Source organism: Corynebacterium sp. Marseille-Q4381, assembly GCF_036881695.1.
Lineage (GTDB): Bacteria > Actinomycetota > Actinomycetes > Mycobacteriales > Mycobacteriaceae > Corynebacterium.
The window spans coordinates 272,377-288,211 of record NZ_JBAJNR010000001.1 but is presented as its reverse complement, the minus strand read 5'-3'; the positions used below and the strand labels follow the sequence as shown (position 1 = coordinate 288,211).

Here is a 15,835-nt window from a genome sequence, read left to right as displayed (position 1 = left end):
AGAGTCGGGTGCCATGACCCGCAAAATCATTCTCGATCTTGACACTGGCATTGACGACGCGCTCGCCCTGGCCTACGCCCTTGGCTCGGAGGAGCTCGACCTCATCGGCGTGACTGGCACCTACGGCAACGTGTTGGTGGAGACCGGCGTGCGCAACACGCTGGCCATCCTGGAGCTGTTCGGCCGCGGTGACGTGCCGGTCTTCGCCGGCCCCGATCACGCCCGCGCCAAGGACAGCTTCGAGGTGCTGGAGATCTCCGAGTTCATCCACGGCAAGAACGGCGTGGGGGAGGCGGATCTGCCGGAGCCCTCGCGCGCGGTGGAGGAGACCTCGGCCGTGGACTTCTTGGTCGAGTCGGTGGAGAAGTACGGCGACGACTTGGTCATCGTGCCGACAGGTCCGTCGACCACCATCGCCGCTGCCATCGAAGCCAGCGAGACCTTCGCCGAGCGCGCCCACATCGTCATGATGGGCGGAGCGCTCACCGTGCCGGGTAACGTGTCGAAGTGGGCGGAAGCAAACGTGAACCAGGACCCCGAGGCCACCGACCTGCTGTTCCGCCGCGCGAAGGACGTGACCATGATCGGTCTCGACGTCACGTTGCAGACGCTTTTGACCACTGAGGAGACTGCGAAGTGGTCCGAGCTTGGCACCGCCGGCGGCGACTTCCTGGCGGCGGCGACCAACTACTACATCAAGGCGTACGAAACTACCGCGCCTTACCTCGGCGGCTGCGGCCTGCACGACCCGCTCGCCGTCGCCGTCGCCGTGGACCCGAGCCTGGTCACCACCTTGGACATCAACATGAAAACGGACACCGAGGGGGAGACCCGCGGCCGCACCATCGGCGACGAGACGCGGTTGAACGACCCGGTCAAGACCGCCCACGTGGCAGTCGGCGTGGACGTCGACAGATTCTTGGAAGAGTTCATGCAACGCCTGACCGGTTTGGCTGCCGGCACAGCTGCACGGTAACATCGCCTCTCGGCTTTGACTGTGGTTCGCAGCAGTTGGGGCGCAAGAAAACATCACGAGTGCGAACTGAAATACAAGGAGAGTTCCTCATGGCTTTGAGCACTGAGAAGAAGGCCGAAATCCTCAAGGAGTACGGCCTGCACGAGACCGACACCGGTTCCCCGGAGGCGCAGGTTGCGCTGCTGACCGAGCGCATCAACAATCTGACCGAGCACCTGAAGTACCACAAGCACGACCACCACTCCCGCCGTGGTCTGCTGCTGCTCGTCGGTCGCCGCCGCGGTCTGCTGAAGTACCTGCGCGAGAACGACGTTGAGCGCTACCGCTCCCTGATCGCTCGCCTGGGTCTGCGCCGCTAGTCGCGCCGCCGTTTTTCAGGCTCTACGGGCCCGCTCCTTCACGGGGGCGGGCCCGTTTTGCATGCGAGCTGCTATTATGTGAGACCGTTCAACAGTCAGAGCACGTTACGGCGGCATCGATGATCGCCTAAGGAGAGAATTTTTTGAGCACGTTTACCCCGAAGAACTCGTACGACGTCTTTGTCGACGAGGATTACGGCATTACTGAAGCGGTCGCCACCATTGACAACGGCGATTTCGGCTCCCGTACCATCCGTTTTGAAACCGGCCAGCTCGCGCGCCAGGCCGACGGGTCGGTGACCACCTACCTCGATGACGACACGATGATGCTCGCCACCGTCACCGCATCCAACCAGCCGCGCGAGGGCTTCGACTTCTTCCCGCTGACGGTGGACGTTGAGGAGCGCATGTACGCCGCGGGCAAGATCCCCGGCTCCTTCTTCCGCCGCGAAGGCCGCCCGTCCACCGAGGCGATTCTGGCGTGCCGCCTGATCGACCGCCCGCTGCGCCCGACCTTTGTCAAGGGTCTGCGCAACGAAGTGCAAGTTGTGGTGACGGTTATGAGCTGGGACCCGGAGGAGTACTACGACGTCGTCGCCATCAACGGCTCGTCCGCTGCGACCCAGCTGTCTGGCCTGCCGGTGTCCGGCGCGGTCGGCGGCGTGCGCATGGCGCTGATCGCCGATGACAAGCACCCTGAGGGACAGTGGGTTGCGTTCCCGAACCACGCGCAGCACGAGCGAGCGCTGTTTGAGATGGTGGTTGCGGGCCGCATTGTCGAGCGCCGTCGCGGCCGCAAGACTGAGTCCGACGTCGCGATCATGATGGTCGAGGCTGGCGCTGGCGCGAACGTGGTCCAGCTGGTGCGCGACGGCTACCCGGCACCGACCGAGGAGACCGTGGCGGAGGGCCTCGAGTCTGCAAAGCCGTACATCCGCACGCTGTGCGAGGCCCAGGCCGCGCTGGCCAAGGAGGCCGCGAAGGACGCAAAGGAGTTTCCGCTCTTCCCGGCGTACTCCGACAAGGTTTACGACGCGGTGGAGAAGAAGGCTGCAAAGCGCCTTTCGAAGATCATGACGATCGCCGGCAAGGCCGAGCGCGAGAACGAGTCCAACGCGTACATGGAGGAGATCGAAGCAGATCTCCTGGACAAGTTCGACATCGACGACGACGACACCGCAGAGCTCGCAGCCGCCTCTAAGGAGATCCGCGCGGCGTACAACGCGGTGCAAAAGAAGATCGTGCGCGAGAAGATCCTCACCGAGGGCTTCCGCATCGACGGCCGCGGTGTCACCGACATCCGCGATCTCGAAGTTGAAGTCGAGCTCATCCCGCGCGCCCACGGCTCCGCATTGTTCGAGCGCGGCGAGACCCAGATCCTCGGCGTTACCACGCTCGACATGCTGAAGATGGAGCAGCACATCGATTCGCTCACGCCGGAGCAGTCGAAGCGCTACATCCACCACTACAACTTCCCGCCGTACTCCACCGGCGAGACTGGCCGCGTCGGTTCGCCCAAGCGCCGCGAGATCGGTCACGGTGCGCTCGCGGAGCGCGCTCTGACCCCGGTCATCCCGTCGCGCGAGGAGTTCCCGTACACCATCCGCCAGGTTTCGGAGGCGCTCGGCTCCAACGGCTCGACCTCCATGGGTTCCGTGTGTGCGTCGACGCTGTCGCTGTACAACGCCGGTGTACCGCTGGCGGCCCCGGTTGCAGGTATTGCTATGGGCTTGGTCTCCGGCGAGGTCAAAGGCGAGACCGAGTACGTCGCGCTCACCGACATCCTCGGTGCTGAAGACGCTTTCGGCGACATGGACTTCAAGGTGGCGGGCACCCGCGAGTTCATCACCGCCCTGCAGCTGGACACCAAGCTCGACGGTATCCCGTCCAACGTGCTGGCAAGCGCTCTGAACCAGGCGCGCGAGGCCCGCGAGACGATCCTCGACACCATGGCTGAGGTCATCGACGGTCCGGACGAGATGAGCGACCTCGCTCCGAAGATCACCACCGTCACCGTGCCGGTGAACAAGATCGGCGAGGTCATCGGCCCCAAGGGCAAGACCATCAACTCCATCACGGAGGAGACCGGCGCCGAGATCACCATCGAGGACGACGGCACCATCTACGTCTCCGCAACGCAGGGCTCGGCGGCCGACGCGGCGGTGGAGCGCATCAACGCCATCGCGAACCCGCAGATGCCGAAGGTCGGCGAACGCTACCTCGGCACCGTGGTCAAGACGGTTGCCTTTGGCGCGTTCGTCTCGATCCTGCCGGGTACCGACGGCCTGATCCACATCTCCAACTTGGGCGGCAACACCCGCGTTGAAAACGTCGAGGACGTCATCAACGTCGGCGACAAGGTCGAGGTGGAGATCCGCGACATCGACAACCGCGGCAAGATCTCGCTGGTCCCAGTGGAGGACGGCGAGGAGTAAAGGGCGGTAGAAAAATGGGTGGCTATCCGGCCGCCTATTTTTTACGGTTGGTTCCGTAGTAATCACCGTCAGATTGATACCTTTGAAGGTATGACAGATCACGGTGGCCTTCATCATCCCTCTGAGACCGACAAGTGGAGTCCTCGGGTCTGGCATCGCCGCGTGTCCCGACCGGTTACGGTTTGGATCTTGGTGTTCATCCTTGTCGGTCTCGTCCACCCATTCGTTCCAAGTTCCCGGTGGCTGCTGATCCATATCTTCGCCCTCGGGATTTTGACTAACTCAATCACCGTTTGGTCGCAGAACCTCACTGAGCGTTTTTTGCACCGCCGGCTGGATGACAGCGAGCGTCCCGCTCAGCTGCTCCGCTCTCGGCTGCTCAACCTTTGTGTCGTGCTGGTCTTGGTGGGAATGCTGCCAGGGCCAGCGCAGCAGTGGGCATGGTGGATCTCCGCCGCAGGAGCCGCAGGTGTGGCGGGTGTTCTGGCGTGGCACGGGGCCGTCATCGCGCGTCAGATTCGGGCGGCAGGACCTCATCAACGGTTCCGGCCGGCGGTTGACTTTTACGTTGCATCTGCCGGATGCCTGGTTGTAGGAGCGTTGCTGGGAGCGCTGCTGGTCTCCGATCTGCAGGGCGCTTGGCAGAACCGTGCGCTGTTGGCGCACGTGATGCTGAATGTCTTCGGGTTTGTAGGGTTCGCCGCGGCCGGGTCATTGACCGTGCTGTTTCCCGCGATGTGGCGTATCAACGGCACGCTCGGAAAGCCATCAGCCATGCTCATTGCAGGGTGCGCTGGGCTGGGGTTGGCGGTCGCCGGCGTTGTCGGTGGCCATGGGGTGACAGCGGGCATCGGCATGCTTGTGTATGCAGCTTCGTGGGCATACGCACTGCAGGGGTGGATTTCGGCGCTGCTTGGGGTGCGCGGCGAGCGGAAGGGCCGGGTTACTTACTGGAGCCTGTCTGCTCTTGCGTCTGTGACGTGGCTTTTCGTCTTCTGCGTGTCGTTTGCTGCGAGGCTTCTTACCTCGGGGGAAAGCCTTAGCGGCCTTCAGATGCCGGTGATTCCTTTGCTACTCGGTTTCGCGGCGCAGCTGCTCTTCGGGACGATGAGTTACCTTCTGCCTACGACAATGGGAGGTGGGCCGACAGCCACCCGCGCAGGCCTCGCAGAACTGAATCGGGCAGGTGTGACACGGGCTGTGCTTTTCAACGCTGCGCTCGTTTGCTGGCTTGCGGTTGAGAACTCTGTCGCCGCAATCCTGTGCAGCCTCGTGGCTTTTGGTTGCCTCGTTGCGTTCTTGCCGCTCATGGTGCGAGGCGTAAAGGTGCAGCGTGCAGTGATCACTGCACGATGACGTCGTAGACCATTCCCATCGATTTGTGTCCCGCCTTCGCGCACCACCCCTGCTCGCTGGCTTCGAAGGTGCCGAAGTCGAAGATAACGGTGTCGTTAGGGTGTATCGGGCCAGAGAACCCATCGCCGAGTTTGAGGTTGTGCTCCCGGTCGTCGTCGTTCGTGATCCGCAGGACGACAGGGGTGCTGGAGTCAACCACAACGCTTGCAGGCTCGAAACTCATGCCGTTAATTCGGACATCTTGGATCACTTGTCCTCGCACCGGGCCTGGGCCGGAGCTGTCTACCAGCAGGGTTCCGCCGACTGCGCCAACCGCAAGAAGCGCAACAACTGCCCACGCCACAGCGCCGTTGCGGTGAGATGCCTTCTTGCTTTGCATGGTGTGGGAGGGGCTGGGTTGTGTCATGCGTCTTGGCTCGCTTTCTTGAGAGAGATACCTAATTGCGCGGTGTGCCAGAGACCGGCTACAGCTACTGCAGCGCCACCAGCCACCGGAAAGCCTGCAATGGCCGCACATCCACCAGCGTTGATCAGGGCAATTCGAGCCACCAAACCGCGAACCAAGTGCTCTTTGGCTGCTGGCCGCCCTGTGAGCACTGGCAGGAGGTGCGACAGTGCGCCGAGGAGCGTCTGTCCAAGCCCCGCGCCGAGCAATGCAACGGCGATCCCGGCCGTCAGGCTGGGTGGAAGATGACCAGCGGCCAGCAAGACGGCGTCGCCCACGAGGCAGGCAAAAAGCCACACAACACCGAACCACAGGAGCAAGGCTGAGGCGTTTCGTGGGGTGTGTTTGTGAACCACTTCGACAAGTGTCGGCAGTATGAGACTTGCGCAGCTGGCGGCGGAAATGAGCAGCCATGCACCTGCTGATCGCGGTAGTCCTGCAGCGAGACACGTGGCAGCGAGCGCTACAGCAATCCCGTGAATGATCAGCGCCTGTGGACAACGAGTGCGGGCTTTCACATTGACGTGTCCTCCAGTGAGCGTCGGCAGCAGGGTTAATGAGGTGCCGAGGACAGCAGTCCAGGCGAATCCCCACACGGCTGCGCGCGAGTGCGCGTGGATGAATGCGTCGTGATTGCGACAGTACTGCGCCAACACAGCGAGGGTAACAGCAACAAGAAGCAAGCAACCGGCGATGACATAGGCCCACGCGGTAACCGCAAGGTGGTTGGTGAAGGCGCGGCGGATCATTCGTGTCAGCGTGCGCACGTGCCAGATGATGACGGCGGCGACCGTGGCGGCGAAAACCGAGTTTGCTGTAGTCCAGACGGGGTGGAGCAGGAACCAGACGAGACTCACTTGGATGATGGCGATCTCCGCGCCTAGCTGGACGTATGAGGGCTGCGGACCCCGTGTGAGTGTCGCGGTAAAGTGGGCGGAGTACCCGACGATTGCGGTGGTGATTGCCCCGATTGTCAGGGTGTGCACGCGTGCCCAGTGCGAGACCGGTGCGCTGCTTGGGCCTAGCGCCGCAGCATTCACGCACACGGCGGCAACGAGCCAGGCTATGACCACCCCCGCAAGTACCCTGTGCCACCTGCGGTGTGCCGCGAACCCATCATTTTTCACGGCTTTCATCGTACTATTTCTGGTGTAGGGGCAAACACGCGCGAAGCTACGGAGGTCCACAGTGGTCAGAGATGAGAGCAACCGGGGTCAGGGAGCCGGGCCGCGCCCGGCATACGCGGCGACAGAAGAAGCTGCAGCGGCCAGCGCTAAACAACGCGAGGTGATTGAAGCAATCCGTGAATGCGGAGGCGCAGCGCGGGTGTCCGAGATTGCTCAGGCGGTAGCTGCGCATCCGAATACCGTGCGAGGCCACCTCGACGGGTTGATCGATGCGGGGGTTGTCACCGCAGAGGCTCAGGAGACACCCTATCGAGGTCGACCGTGGCTGAAGTATTCGATTCGCTCGCCCCAACCATCGGAGCTGGCAAACGAATACGTCCAGCTCATCCAGGTACTTGCAGGTCAACTCTGCGGCTCGGAATCTACCGACGGCTCGGCTGCAATTACTCGCGCTGAAGAGCTCGGGCGAGTGTGGGGAAGGGGCGTCCTCCCATCGGACCGCCCAAGGGAGGCAACGTGGATGGAGTACGAAGACCCACTGGGTGCGGCGGTGCAAGAACTGCGAAAGCTCGGCTTCGACCCGCACCTCCGGGAAAACAAGATAGTGGGCCTCAGGGCATGCCCATTTATCAACGCAGATGGCGCCGCGCCGGATGCGATGATCTGCCACATTCACGCAGGCTACATCCGTGAGCGAGCGGGGGAATGTTCCGTTGATCTCGTCCCGTTTGATCGCCGCGGTGAATGTGGGGTCGTGGTGAAGTTGCCTTAGTGGCGCTTCCCGCGTCGGCGAGCTCGGCGCACAGCTGCGACACCGGCCGCGGCACCAGCGACTGCGAGCGCGGTCTTGCGCGACGGCAACGCCGCGCCCGCGGCCTTCGGGGCGTCATTGGTCTTCCCGGCTTCCGCTGAGGCCTCCCCGCCTTGGACGTACGGGCCCGCGAGCTTCGGCTCCTTGTACTCGCCGTCGATCATGCCGGCCTTGATCATCATGGAGCGGCCAGGCTCCATGTAGCGCTTGTCCTCGGGGAGGATCTCGAAGAGCTTGCGTACCCCGTTTGCCACGCGGTCGAAGCGTTTCTGGTCCTTCTCGGTCCAAGGCAGATCCAAGATCTCGCGCTGCTTATCGCTCAAGGTGCCGTAGGTCAGCCAGATCACCGAGTTCATCAGCGGCTTCCAGATCACCTTCCACACAGCCTCCGGCACGCCGTCCGGCGCCTTCACCGGTTCGACGCGAGCGGTTCGCAGAGCGAAGTCAACGGTCTCGTTGCGCTCGAGAACCGTGTCTTCCATCTCCTCCATGTAGGCGACCAGCTCGTCGTAGTTGTCGATGACGGGGCGCTCCGACATGCCGTACATGTCCCACCAAGTCACGCCTTCGCGGACGATCTGGTCCTTCTCCTCGTGGGTGAACGGGGTGCCGAAAAGCTCCTGCGCCCAGATCACGCGGTAAACGAAGGTCGCGTGCGCCCACCAGTAGACGTCTGGGTTCAGGGAGTGGTAGCGGCTGCCGTCGCGAAGCTTGCCCTTAATGCCGTGGTGGTAATCGCGAATCTGCTTCGCGCGGGTGCCGTCGTCGTAGATCGAGTAGATGATCTGCGGGGTGGAGCGCTCGAGGCGGGAGAATGGCTCTTCGAAGAACTTCGAGTGATCCAGAAGCGACTGGCCGATGGCAGGGTGCATGTTCTGCAGCACGCCGGTGTAGCCGCGGAGCAGCTGGATACGGTTGTCTGCGCCCCACTGCCACAGCAGGGAATCCGGGCCGAGCGGCGCGCGCTTGAGCTCGCGCTTGCCGCGGTTACCAGCGTCGTCGAACTTTCCCAGCGAGTCGAAGTCCTTCGTCACGTGGCCGTGCTCCGGCTTGCCGTCTTCGTTGTAGTTGTATTCGGGAGTGTCGTTGGACATGCGGGCTTCAATCTTCGGGTTGCGCGCTCGGCGGCAACGGGGACTACCTACATGTGAACCGTAACACGTCGCAGTCGCGCCTGAGACACGGGTCACCAGCGGCCTAGTCCGAGCGGAATCACCGGGTTGTCGGGCACGTGCGGGGTTTAAAGCTCGGCGCGCCGTGAATCCTGCTCGCCGTCGCCGTTACCCATCAGCTCGTCCTTGCGGTGCCACGCGTACAAGCCCGCGCCAGGGGAGAGCCCGATCAACAATCCCCACTTCGACTTCGACGCGTCATCCATGTCGGACTTGCTGATCTTCCTCAGCGTCGCACCAAGCGCCGCCGCGCCGAGCGCCACCAGCAGGACGACAAAGCCGATTCCTAACCAGGAGGTCAGGTTCACTTTTGGAACTCCACAACGACGCGGGTCGGATTCTCCATGATGTACACCTGGTACGGCCGCTCGCGGTCCAGCCCGATGATGTACTGGGTGTCGGCCTCGAACACGCCTCCGTGCACCACTGAGGTGACTCCGCCCGCAGCAACGCCGACAGGCCCGGTCGGGATCAGGTCTTCGCGCGGGGACATCATCATCATGGGCGTGCCCTGAATCATGATCTCTAAGTACGCGTTGCCGGGCACGTCGAGCGGGTAGCCAGACGCCTGCTGGCGAGGATCCGGGTTGTAGCCCGCAATCACGCCGGGCTTGCCCGGGCCCGAGTACTCGAACACGACTCGATCGAACCCGTCGTGGCTGCCGGCGCGCACGTCCTCGATGACCAACTCGGGGTTGCCCTCAGAGGGGATGCGGACGGTGTCGAGTGTGAAGGCGGACTTCGTCGCGGCGGCGTCTGCCGGTTCGACGGTGGTCTGCTCGGTCTGCGTCGCGGTCACTTCCTCGGTAACCGCCTCGGTCACGGTTGACGTTGCAACGCTGGTTGAACCGCTCACCTGCGTCACGGTCGCCGGCTCCGGCACGGAAGCCTGCCCGCAGGCAGTCAAAGCGAGCGAAGCAAGGAGCATTATGCTTATCGACGATCGTTTCATACCCACCACTATATGAGCCAGCGGAGGTTTTTAGGGGTCGTGGCTATAAAAGTTGGAGTCCTCGGGGCAAAGGGGCGCGTCGGTTCCGCCGTCGTTGCCGGAGTGCAGGCGGCCGATGATCTGGGGCTCGTCGCGGAGATTGATTCGGACGATTCACTCGACCTGCTTGTGGAAAGCGGTGCAGAGGTCATTGTCGACTTCACCACGCCGAGCGCGGTGATGGACAACCTGAAGTTCTGCATCGAGCACGGCATCCATTGCGTGGTGGGCACCACCGGCTTCGACGAGGCGCGCTACGAGCAGGTGCGCCAGTGGTGCGCTGATGCCGACGGCGTCGGCGTGCTCATTGCGCCTAACTTCGCTATCTCGGCGGTGCTGACTATGGCGTTTGCGAAGCAGGCCGCGCCGTTCTTCGAGTCTGCAGAGGTCGTGGAGTACCACCACCCGAACAAGCTCGACGCGCCGAGCGGCACCGCCATCAAGACGGCGCAGGGCATTGCCCGGGCCCGTCTCGAAGCGGGCATGGACCCGATGCCCGACGCCACCGAGCAGTCCGTAGACGGCGCCCGCGGCGCCAACGTGGACGGGGTGCACGTCCACGCGGTACGCATGACCGGCATGGTTGCTCACGAGGAGGTTATCTTCGGCACCCGCGACCAGTCTCTGACCATCCGCCAGGACTCCTACGGCAGAGAGTCGTTCGTGCCGGGCGTGCTCACCGGCGTGCGCCAGGTGGCGGAGCACCCGGGGCTGACCATTGGCCTCGACGCCTACCTGGGGCTGTAGATGGCTGAATCGTCGACGCTTGACGTGCAGTTGATCGCGGCGTCGCAGTTCCGCATGCCCTCCGGAATCGAGTGGCAGGCAGACGAGACCGCCACCGACGCAGAAGCGATCGTCGAGTTCGCGGGTCGGGCGTGCTACGAAACCTGGGACAAGCCCAACCCGCACACCAGGGCAAACGACGCCTACCTGCGCCACATCATCGACGTGGGCCACGACGCGCTGCTCGAGCACGCCACCGCCACCGTGTACATCCGCGGTCTGTCGCGGGTCGCGGGCAACGAACTGCTTCGGCACCGCCATTTTTCGTTCTCCCAGCTCTCGCAGCGCTACGTCCACGCTGGCGCCGGAGAGGTAGTCGTCCCCGAGGCGATCGCGGACGACGAGGAGCTGCGCCGCATGTTCTTGAACGCGGTCGACGAGGCGCGCTTCGTCCATGACGAGCTGCTCACCGCACTCGAGGAAAACATGGCCGCCGAGCCGAACGCGCTGCTGCGCGCGAAGAAAGCCCGCCAAGCCGCGCGCGCGATTCTGCCCAACGCTACGGAGACGCGCTTTGTGGTGACGGGGAACTACCGCGCGTGGCGCTCCTTCATCGCGGCGCGGGCTTCGGAGCACGCGGACGTCGAAATCCGGAGCCTAGCGGTGGCCTGCCTCGAGTTGCTTCGCGGCGAGGCGCCAGTCCTCTTCAGCGACTTCCTCATCAGCGACCTCGCCGACGGCACCCGGATGGCCACCAGTCCCTACATTGCCTAAGCACACACCGGCTCGCGTGGTGAAGTGAGTGTCGCCGGGGCAAGGGGGTAGTCTGTTACCCCATGGGCACATCACTGAAAGCTAACCGCGGAGCTGAAACCTTTGGCACCGTCTGCGTTGCAATGGTCACCCCGTTCGACGCGAACGGTGACGTCGACCTTGAAGCCGCGCGCTCGTTAGCTGCCCACCTCGTGGACAACGGCGTCGACTCTCTCGTCCTCGCCGGCACCACCGGCGAATCCCCGACGACTTCAGTTGAAGAAAAGATTGCGGTGCTTACTGCGGTCAAGGAAGAAGTCGGCGACCGCGCCAAGCTCATCGCCGGAGCCGGCACCAACAACACCCGCACCTCCATCGAGCTGGCCCGCAAGTCTGCGGAAGCTGGCGCGGACGGGCTTTTGGTTGTCACCCCGTACTACTCCAAGCCGTCGCAAACCGGCCTCCTGGCGCACTTTACGGCCGTGGCCCAGGCCACTGACCTGCCGATCTGCCTGTACGACATTCCGGGCAGGTCTGGTGTTCCGATTCACGGTGCGACGATTGCGGAGCTGGCGAAGCTTGAGACCGTGCAGGCGGTGAAGGATGCCAAGGGCGACTTCTTCGAGGCCGCCCAGCTCATCGCTGGCACCGACCTGGCGTGGTACTCGGGCGACGACCCGCTGAACCTGCCGTGGCTTGCTGTCGGCGCGACCGGGTTTATCTCCGTTGTCGGGCACGCCGCGCCTGGCGCACTCCGGGAAATGATCACGAGTTTCGAGGCCGGCGACCTCGCCCGCACGCGGGAAATCAACGCCAACGTCATCGATGTGCTCGCGCGACACCAAGCGGTGCTCGGTGGCGTCACGTTCGCTAAAGCAGCTCTGCGCCTGCAGGGCATTGAAGTTGGAGACCCGAGGCTTCCCGTCGCAGCTGCGACCGAGGAACAGATTGCGGCTCTCCGAGACGACATGGAAAAGGCTGGAGTCCTTTAACAATGAATGAACCCCGTAACCGCGCCCGCAAGGTGACGCGCAAGGCTGGCCCGCCGGAACCTGCAGACCAGCAGCCGGTTTTCCAGGCGCCAGAGACCCCCGCCGCCCGGGAGGGCGGCGACAACGCTGCTGCGGGTCAAAACGACAACGGCAGCGAGAACCACAACCGCGGCGGCAACAACCACGGCGGTAACGGCAACCACGGCGGAAACGGAGGCAACGGCCGCAGCCGACGCCGCGGTCGCGGCCGCGGCGGCAATGGAGGCGGCAACAACGGCGGCGAAGGCCGGGACCGCCGCAACCCGGTCAAGCAGATGCAGGGCAACGACCTGACCAAGCGGCTGCCGGCGCCGCCGAAGCCGGCGAAGAACACGCTGCGCATCTACGCCCTCGGCGGCATTTCCGAGGTTGGCCGAAACATGACCGTCTTCGAGTACGACGGCCGCCTCCTCATCGTCGACTGCGGTGTCCTGTTCCCGAACTCGGGCGAGCCGGGTGTGGACTTGGTGCTGCCGGACTTCGGTCCGATCGAGAACAAACTGGACAAGGTCGAGGCCTTGATCGTCACCCACGGTCACGAGGACCACATCGGTGCGATCCCGTGGCTGCTCAAGCTGCGCCACGACATCCCGATTTACTCCTCGCGCTTCACCAACGCGCTGATCGCGGCGAAGACGCAGGAGCACCGCCAGAAGCCGAAGCTGCACGAGGTGAACAAGGATTCCGACATCACCGTCGGCCCGTTCCGCGTGCGCTTCTGGCACGTCAACCACTCCATCCCCGAGTGCCTGGGTGTCTCCATTAAGACCGGCGCCGGCCACGTCGTCATGACCGGTGACGTGAAGCTTGACCAGACGCCGTACGACGGCAAGCCGACCGACGTGCCTGCGCTCGCGCGCTACGGCGACGAGGGCATCGATCTGTTCATGTGCGATTCCACGAACGCCACCATTCCGGGCATCTCGGCCTCGGAGGCAGGTATCGAGGAAACGCTCACCCGCCTCGTCGGCCAGGCCCGCCAGCGCGTGGTGATCGCGTCGTTCGCCTCCAACGTTGCTCGTGTGCAGATGGCGATTAACGCGGCCGTCGCTAACCACCGCAAGGTTGCGTTCAACGGCCGCTCCATGATGCGCAACATGGAGATCGCGGAGAAGATGAGCCTGCTCAAGGCGCCGAAGGGCACGATCATCCCGATCGAGGAAGCCGCGAAGATGGCGCCGCACAAGACGGTGTTGATCACCACCGGGACCCAGGGCGAGCCGATGGCTGCTCTGTCGCGCATGTCGCGCCGCGAGCACCGCCAGATCACCATCCGCGACAACGACACCATCATCTTGTCCTCGTCGCTCATCCCGGGCAACGAGGAAGCGGTGTTCGCAGTGATCAACAACCTCGCCCAGATTGGCGCGAACGTGATCACCAACCAGGAGGCTCATGTTCACGCGTCCGGTCACGGTTACGCCGGCGAGCTGCTCGCGCTGTACAACGCGGCGCGACCGACCTGCGCTATGCCGGTGCACGGCGAGTGGCGCCACATGCGCGCGAACAAGGAGTTGGCGATTTCCACGGGCGTGCGCCCGGAGAACACCGCGCTGGCGCAGAACGGTGTCGTGGTTGACATGACCAAGGGCAAGATCAAGGTGGTTGGCCAGTACCAGGTCGGCCAGCTCTACGTCGACGGTGAGACCATGGGCGATGTCGACCCGGATGTGCTGGCAGACCGCACCTCGCTGGCTTCCGGCGGCGTCGTCTCGATTACCTGCGTGATCGACGACCGCACAGGTCGCCTGCTTTCGGTGCCGACCGTGTCCACTACTGGTTGGTCGGACGACGATCGCGACTTCAACAAGAAGGTCGTCGAGGGCGTCGAGCAGGTCATGAACGACCTCGCGGCGGAGGGTGAGAACGACCCGCTGCGTATGGTGCAGCAGCTGCGCCGCAAGGTCTCCCGTGGCATCGAGCAGAAGTACAAGCGCGAGCCGGTGATTCTGCCGACCATCGTCCCGATGGCTGCGGATTTCCTGCCGCTTGATGACGACGACGATGACGTGCACGCTTCCCGAGAGTCGCTCTAGACGCAACCGCTAAGCGTAACGGCCTTCCGTCCACTAAAGATGTAGGTTGTAGATCCAACTCATCTCGAACGGAAGGCCGTTTCCTATGTGCTCCACCGATACGCTTCTCGCCGCCGGCGTAGCGGCAGTCACCGCCCTCACACTCGCCGCCGCTCCCGCGGGTGCCGCGAGCCGTCTCGTTGCTCCCGGCGAGCCCGTGCCCTACGAACTGGGCTACGGTACCTACTGGAGGGAGTTCGACGTGGTCCGCCCAGGCCAGCCCAACGACGGTGAATCCGTTGAGGTGTGGGGCCGCTTCGACGGCGACAAGATCTTCTGCGCGGAGAACAAGGGCGGCGTCCAAGCGTGCGCCTTGCCGGGGACGGAGGTGACCGACCTGGGTTGGGCGCACAACGGTCGCCGCGTGACTACCGATCCGGTGGTGGCGTTCTTCGCCCCGCTGTTCAAGCTGCGGTTCCAGATCCAGGACAGAATTGCGTACTCGCCGCTCGGGCGCCTCAGCTCGATGTCGTCGTTCTAGATAGGCTTGGGCGCATGACTTTTGCCCAGAGAGAACGCGAGCGCCTCGGCGAGCTGCTCATCGAGGTCGGACCTGACGCACCCACCCTCAACGAAGGGTGGCAGACCCGCGACTTGGCCGCCCACTTGTTTATCCGCGAGCGGAAGCCGTTGGCGGCTGCGGGGATTTTCGTGCCCGTCGCTAAGCAACTGCTTGATGCGGAGACCCGCAAGCAGCTCGCCCGCCCGTACGAGGATGTCGTGCGTCAGTGGGCGGCCGGTCCTCCCGCGGCGCTGAGGCCGATCGATGCCAAGATGAACACCGCCGAGCATTTCATCCACCACGAGGACGTGCGCCGGGGCAGGGGAGAGGTCAACCCGCGCGAGTTCAGCGCGGCCGTGAACAAGGAACTGCTTACGTGGGCGAAGCGCTTCGGCCTGATGGCGTTCCGCAAAGCGGAGATCCCCGTCGTGCTCACGCCGCCGAACCTCCCGCCGGTCACGCTCGGCGGCAAGGCCGGCGTGGCGGAGCGCGGCGACAACGTCGCGCGGGTTTCGGGCGAGCCGGGGGAGTTGCTGCTGTGGGTGTCGGGGCGCTCGGTTGCCGACGTCACCCTTACCGGCAACACCGCCGAACTAGAAGCGATCGAACGCGGAGTGTAGATGAAGACCACGGCCAAAACCGCGGCGGCGCTAGTTTGCGCCGTCGCTGTCCTATCCCCGGTTGCTCACGCGCAGGACGGCACTGATTGGACGGGTGGGCGGCCGCTTCCCGCCGGCACCGAGGTCCCTTTCGAACCGGGCTATGCCACCCAGTGGCGCAGCTACGACGTGGTGAAGTTCGGGGACCCGAGGTACCGGGACAGCAACGTCCGCGGCGTCCGGGTGCTCGGCCAGTTCGATCAGGATTCGGTGCTCTGCCTCATGAACGCCAAAGGCGGTATGTGGGGTTGCTACATCGACGGCGAAAAGGCAACGGAGTTGTCGTACATGCCCTACGGCAAGGTCATCACCAACGACCCCGTGGTGAAGTTCTTCGCGCCGGTGATCTCGTTCGGGCTGCGTGCGCAGCTGGAGCTGAACAACCTGTTGTACCGGGCTGGCTCCTCGCGGATCTGA

Annotated in this window: 17 protein-coding genes; 12 read left to right on the top strand and 5 right to left on the bottom strand. The window is 63.9% G+C overall.

Annotated elements, in window-relative coordinates:
• Positions 1 to 13: 13 nt before the first annotated feature.
• The 4 genes from V6D40_RS01475 to V6D40_RS01460 all read left to right on the top strand — a co-directional run bounded on the left by V6D40_RS01475 (position 14) and on the right by V6D40_RS01460 (position 5,126).
• Positions 14 to 976, top strand: coding sequence for a nucleoside hydrolase (locus tag V6D40_RS01475; RefSeq protein ID WP_334288582.1), 963 nt, complete (start codon positions 14 to 16; stop codon positions 974 to 976).
• A gap of 89 nt (positions 977 to 1,065) precedes the next feature.
• The gene (rpsO, locus tag V6D40_RS01470) at positions 1,066 to 1,335 is read left to right on the top strand and encodes a 30S ribosomal protein S15 (protein WP_334288581.1); all 270 of its coding nucleotides are present in this window, start codon (positions 1,066 to 1,068) and stop codon (positions 1,333 to 1,335) included.
• Between the two features lie 143 nt (positions 1,336 to 1,478).
• The gene (locus tag V6D40_RS01465; RefSeq protein WP_334288580.1) at positions 1,479 to 3,770 is read left to right on the top strand and encodes a polyribonucleotide nucleotidyltransferase; all 2,292 of its coding nucleotides are present in this window, start codon (positions 1,479 to 1,481) and stop codon (positions 3,768 to 3,770) included.
• A 90-nt stretch (positions 3,771 to 3,860) separates the two neighbouring features.
• Positions 3,861 to 5,126, top strand: a complete 1,266-nt coding sequence (locus V6D40_RS01460; protein ID WP_334288579.1) for a copper oxidase — start codon at positions 3,861 to 3,863, stop codon at positions 5,124 to 5,126.
• Here the strand turns inward: V6D40_RS01460 and V6D40_RS01455 are convergent.
• Entirely contained in the window at positions 5,113 to 5,532 is a 420-nt protein-coding gene (locus V6D40_RS01455; protein ID WP_334288578.1) for a cupredoxin domain-containing protein, read from the bottom strand. The genes V6D40_RS01460 and V6D40_RS01455 overlap by 14 nt on opposite strands.
• Entirely contained in the window at positions 5,529 to 6,428 is a 900-nt protein-coding gene (locus V6D40_RS01450) for a hypothetical protein (protein WP_334288577.1), read from the bottom strand. The genes V6D40_RS01455 and V6D40_RS01450 overlap by 4 nt, the downstream gene beginning before the upstream one ends.
• Positions 6,429 to 6,858: 430 nt before the next feature.
• On the opposite strand from V6D40_RS01450, the gene V6D40_RS01445 reads away from it, so the two are divergent.
• On the top strand, positions 6,859 to 7,470 hold the full coding sequence (locus tag V6D40_RS01445) for a helix-turn-helix transcriptional regulator (RefSeq protein ID WP_334288576.1): 612 nt from the start codon (positions 6,859 to 6,861) through the stop codon (positions 7,468 to 7,470).
• On the opposite strand, the gene V6D40_RS01440 is transcribed toward V6D40_RS01445, so the two are convergent.
• The 3 genes from V6D40_RS01440 to V6D40_RS01430 form a co-directional block, all read right to left on the bottom strand.
• Positions 7,467 to 8,603, bottom strand: a complete 1,137-nt coding sequence (locus V6D40_RS01440) for an oxygenase MpaB family protein (protein ID WP_334288575.1) — start codon at positions 8,601 to 8,603, stop codon at positions 7,467 to 7,469. The two genes, V6D40_RS01445 and V6D40_RS01440, sit on opposite strands and share 4 nt — an antisense overlap.
• Before the next feature lie 146 nt (positions 8,604 to 8,749).
• Positions 8,750 to 8,989 (bottom strand): hypothetical protein, encoded by a 240-nt coding sequence (locus V6D40_RS01435; RefSeq protein WP_334288574.1) that lies wholly within the window; start codon positions 8,987 to 8,989, stop codon positions 8,750 to 8,752.
• The gene (locus tag V6D40_RS01430; RefSeq protein WP_334288573.1) at positions 8,986 to 9,633 is read right to left on the bottom strand and encodes an AMIN-like domain-containing (lipo)protein; all 648 of its coding nucleotides are present in this window, start codon (positions 9,631 to 9,633) and stop codon (positions 8,986 to 8,988) included. The genes V6D40_RS01435 and V6D40_RS01430 overlap by 4 nt, the downstream gene beginning before the upstream one ends.
• A 39-nt stretch (positions 9,634 to 9,672) precedes the next feature.
• Here V6D40_RS01430 and dapB point away from each other — a divergent pair, with 39 nt between their 5' ends.
• The 7 genes from dapB to V6D40_RS01395 all read left to right on the top strand — a co-directional run bounded on the left by dapB (position 9,673) and on the right by V6D40_RS01395 (position 15,835).
• On the top strand, positions 9,673 to 10,419 hold the full coding sequence (gene dapB, locus V6D40_RS01425; protein ID WP_334288572.1) for a 4-hydroxy-tetrahydrodipicolinate reductase: 747 nt from the start codon (positions 9,673 to 9,675) through the stop codon (positions 10,417 to 10,419).
• The gene (gene thyX / locus V6D40_RS01420) at positions 10,420 to 11,172 is read left to right on the top strand and encodes an FAD-dependent thymidylate synthase (protein ID WP_334288571.1); all 753 of its coding nucleotides are present in this window, start codon (positions 10,420 to 10,422) and stop codon (positions 11,170 to 11,172) included.
• Positions 11,173 to 11,234: 62 nt separating this feature from the next.
• Positions 11,235 to 12,143 carry a 4-hydroxy-tetrahydrodipicolinate synthase gene (gene dapA / locus V6D40_RS01415; RefSeq protein ID WP_334288570.1) on the top strand — a complete coding sequence of 303 codons (909 nt, stop codon included), beginning with the start codon at positions 11,235 to 11,237 and terminating at the stop codon, positions 12,141 to 12,143.
• A 2-nt stretch (positions 12,144 to 12,145) separates the two neighbouring features.
• A complete protein-coding gene (locus V6D40_RS01410; RefSeq protein ID WP_334288569.1) occupies positions 12,146 to 14,218 on the top strand; it encodes a ribonuclease J in 2,073 nt (690 codons plus the stop codon).
• Positions 14,219 to 14,303: 85 nt separating this feature from the next.
• Entirely contained in the window at positions 14,304 to 14,738 is a 435-nt protein-coding gene (locus V6D40_RS01405; protein ID WP_334288568.1) for a hypothetical protein, read from the top strand.
• Between the two features lie 14 nt (positions 14,739 to 14,752).
• Positions 14,753 to 15,379, top strand: coding sequence for a TIGR03085 family metal-binding protein (locus tag V6D40_RS01400; RefSeq protein WP_334288567.1), 627 nt, complete (start codon positions 14,753 to 14,755; stop codon positions 15,377 to 15,379).
• Positions 15,380 to 15,835 (top strand): hypothetical protein, encoded by a 456-nt coding sequence (locus tag V6D40_RS01395; RefSeq protein ID WP_334288566.1) that lies wholly within the window; start codon positions 15,380 to 15,382, stop codon positions 15,833 to 15,835. It begins immediately after the preceding gene.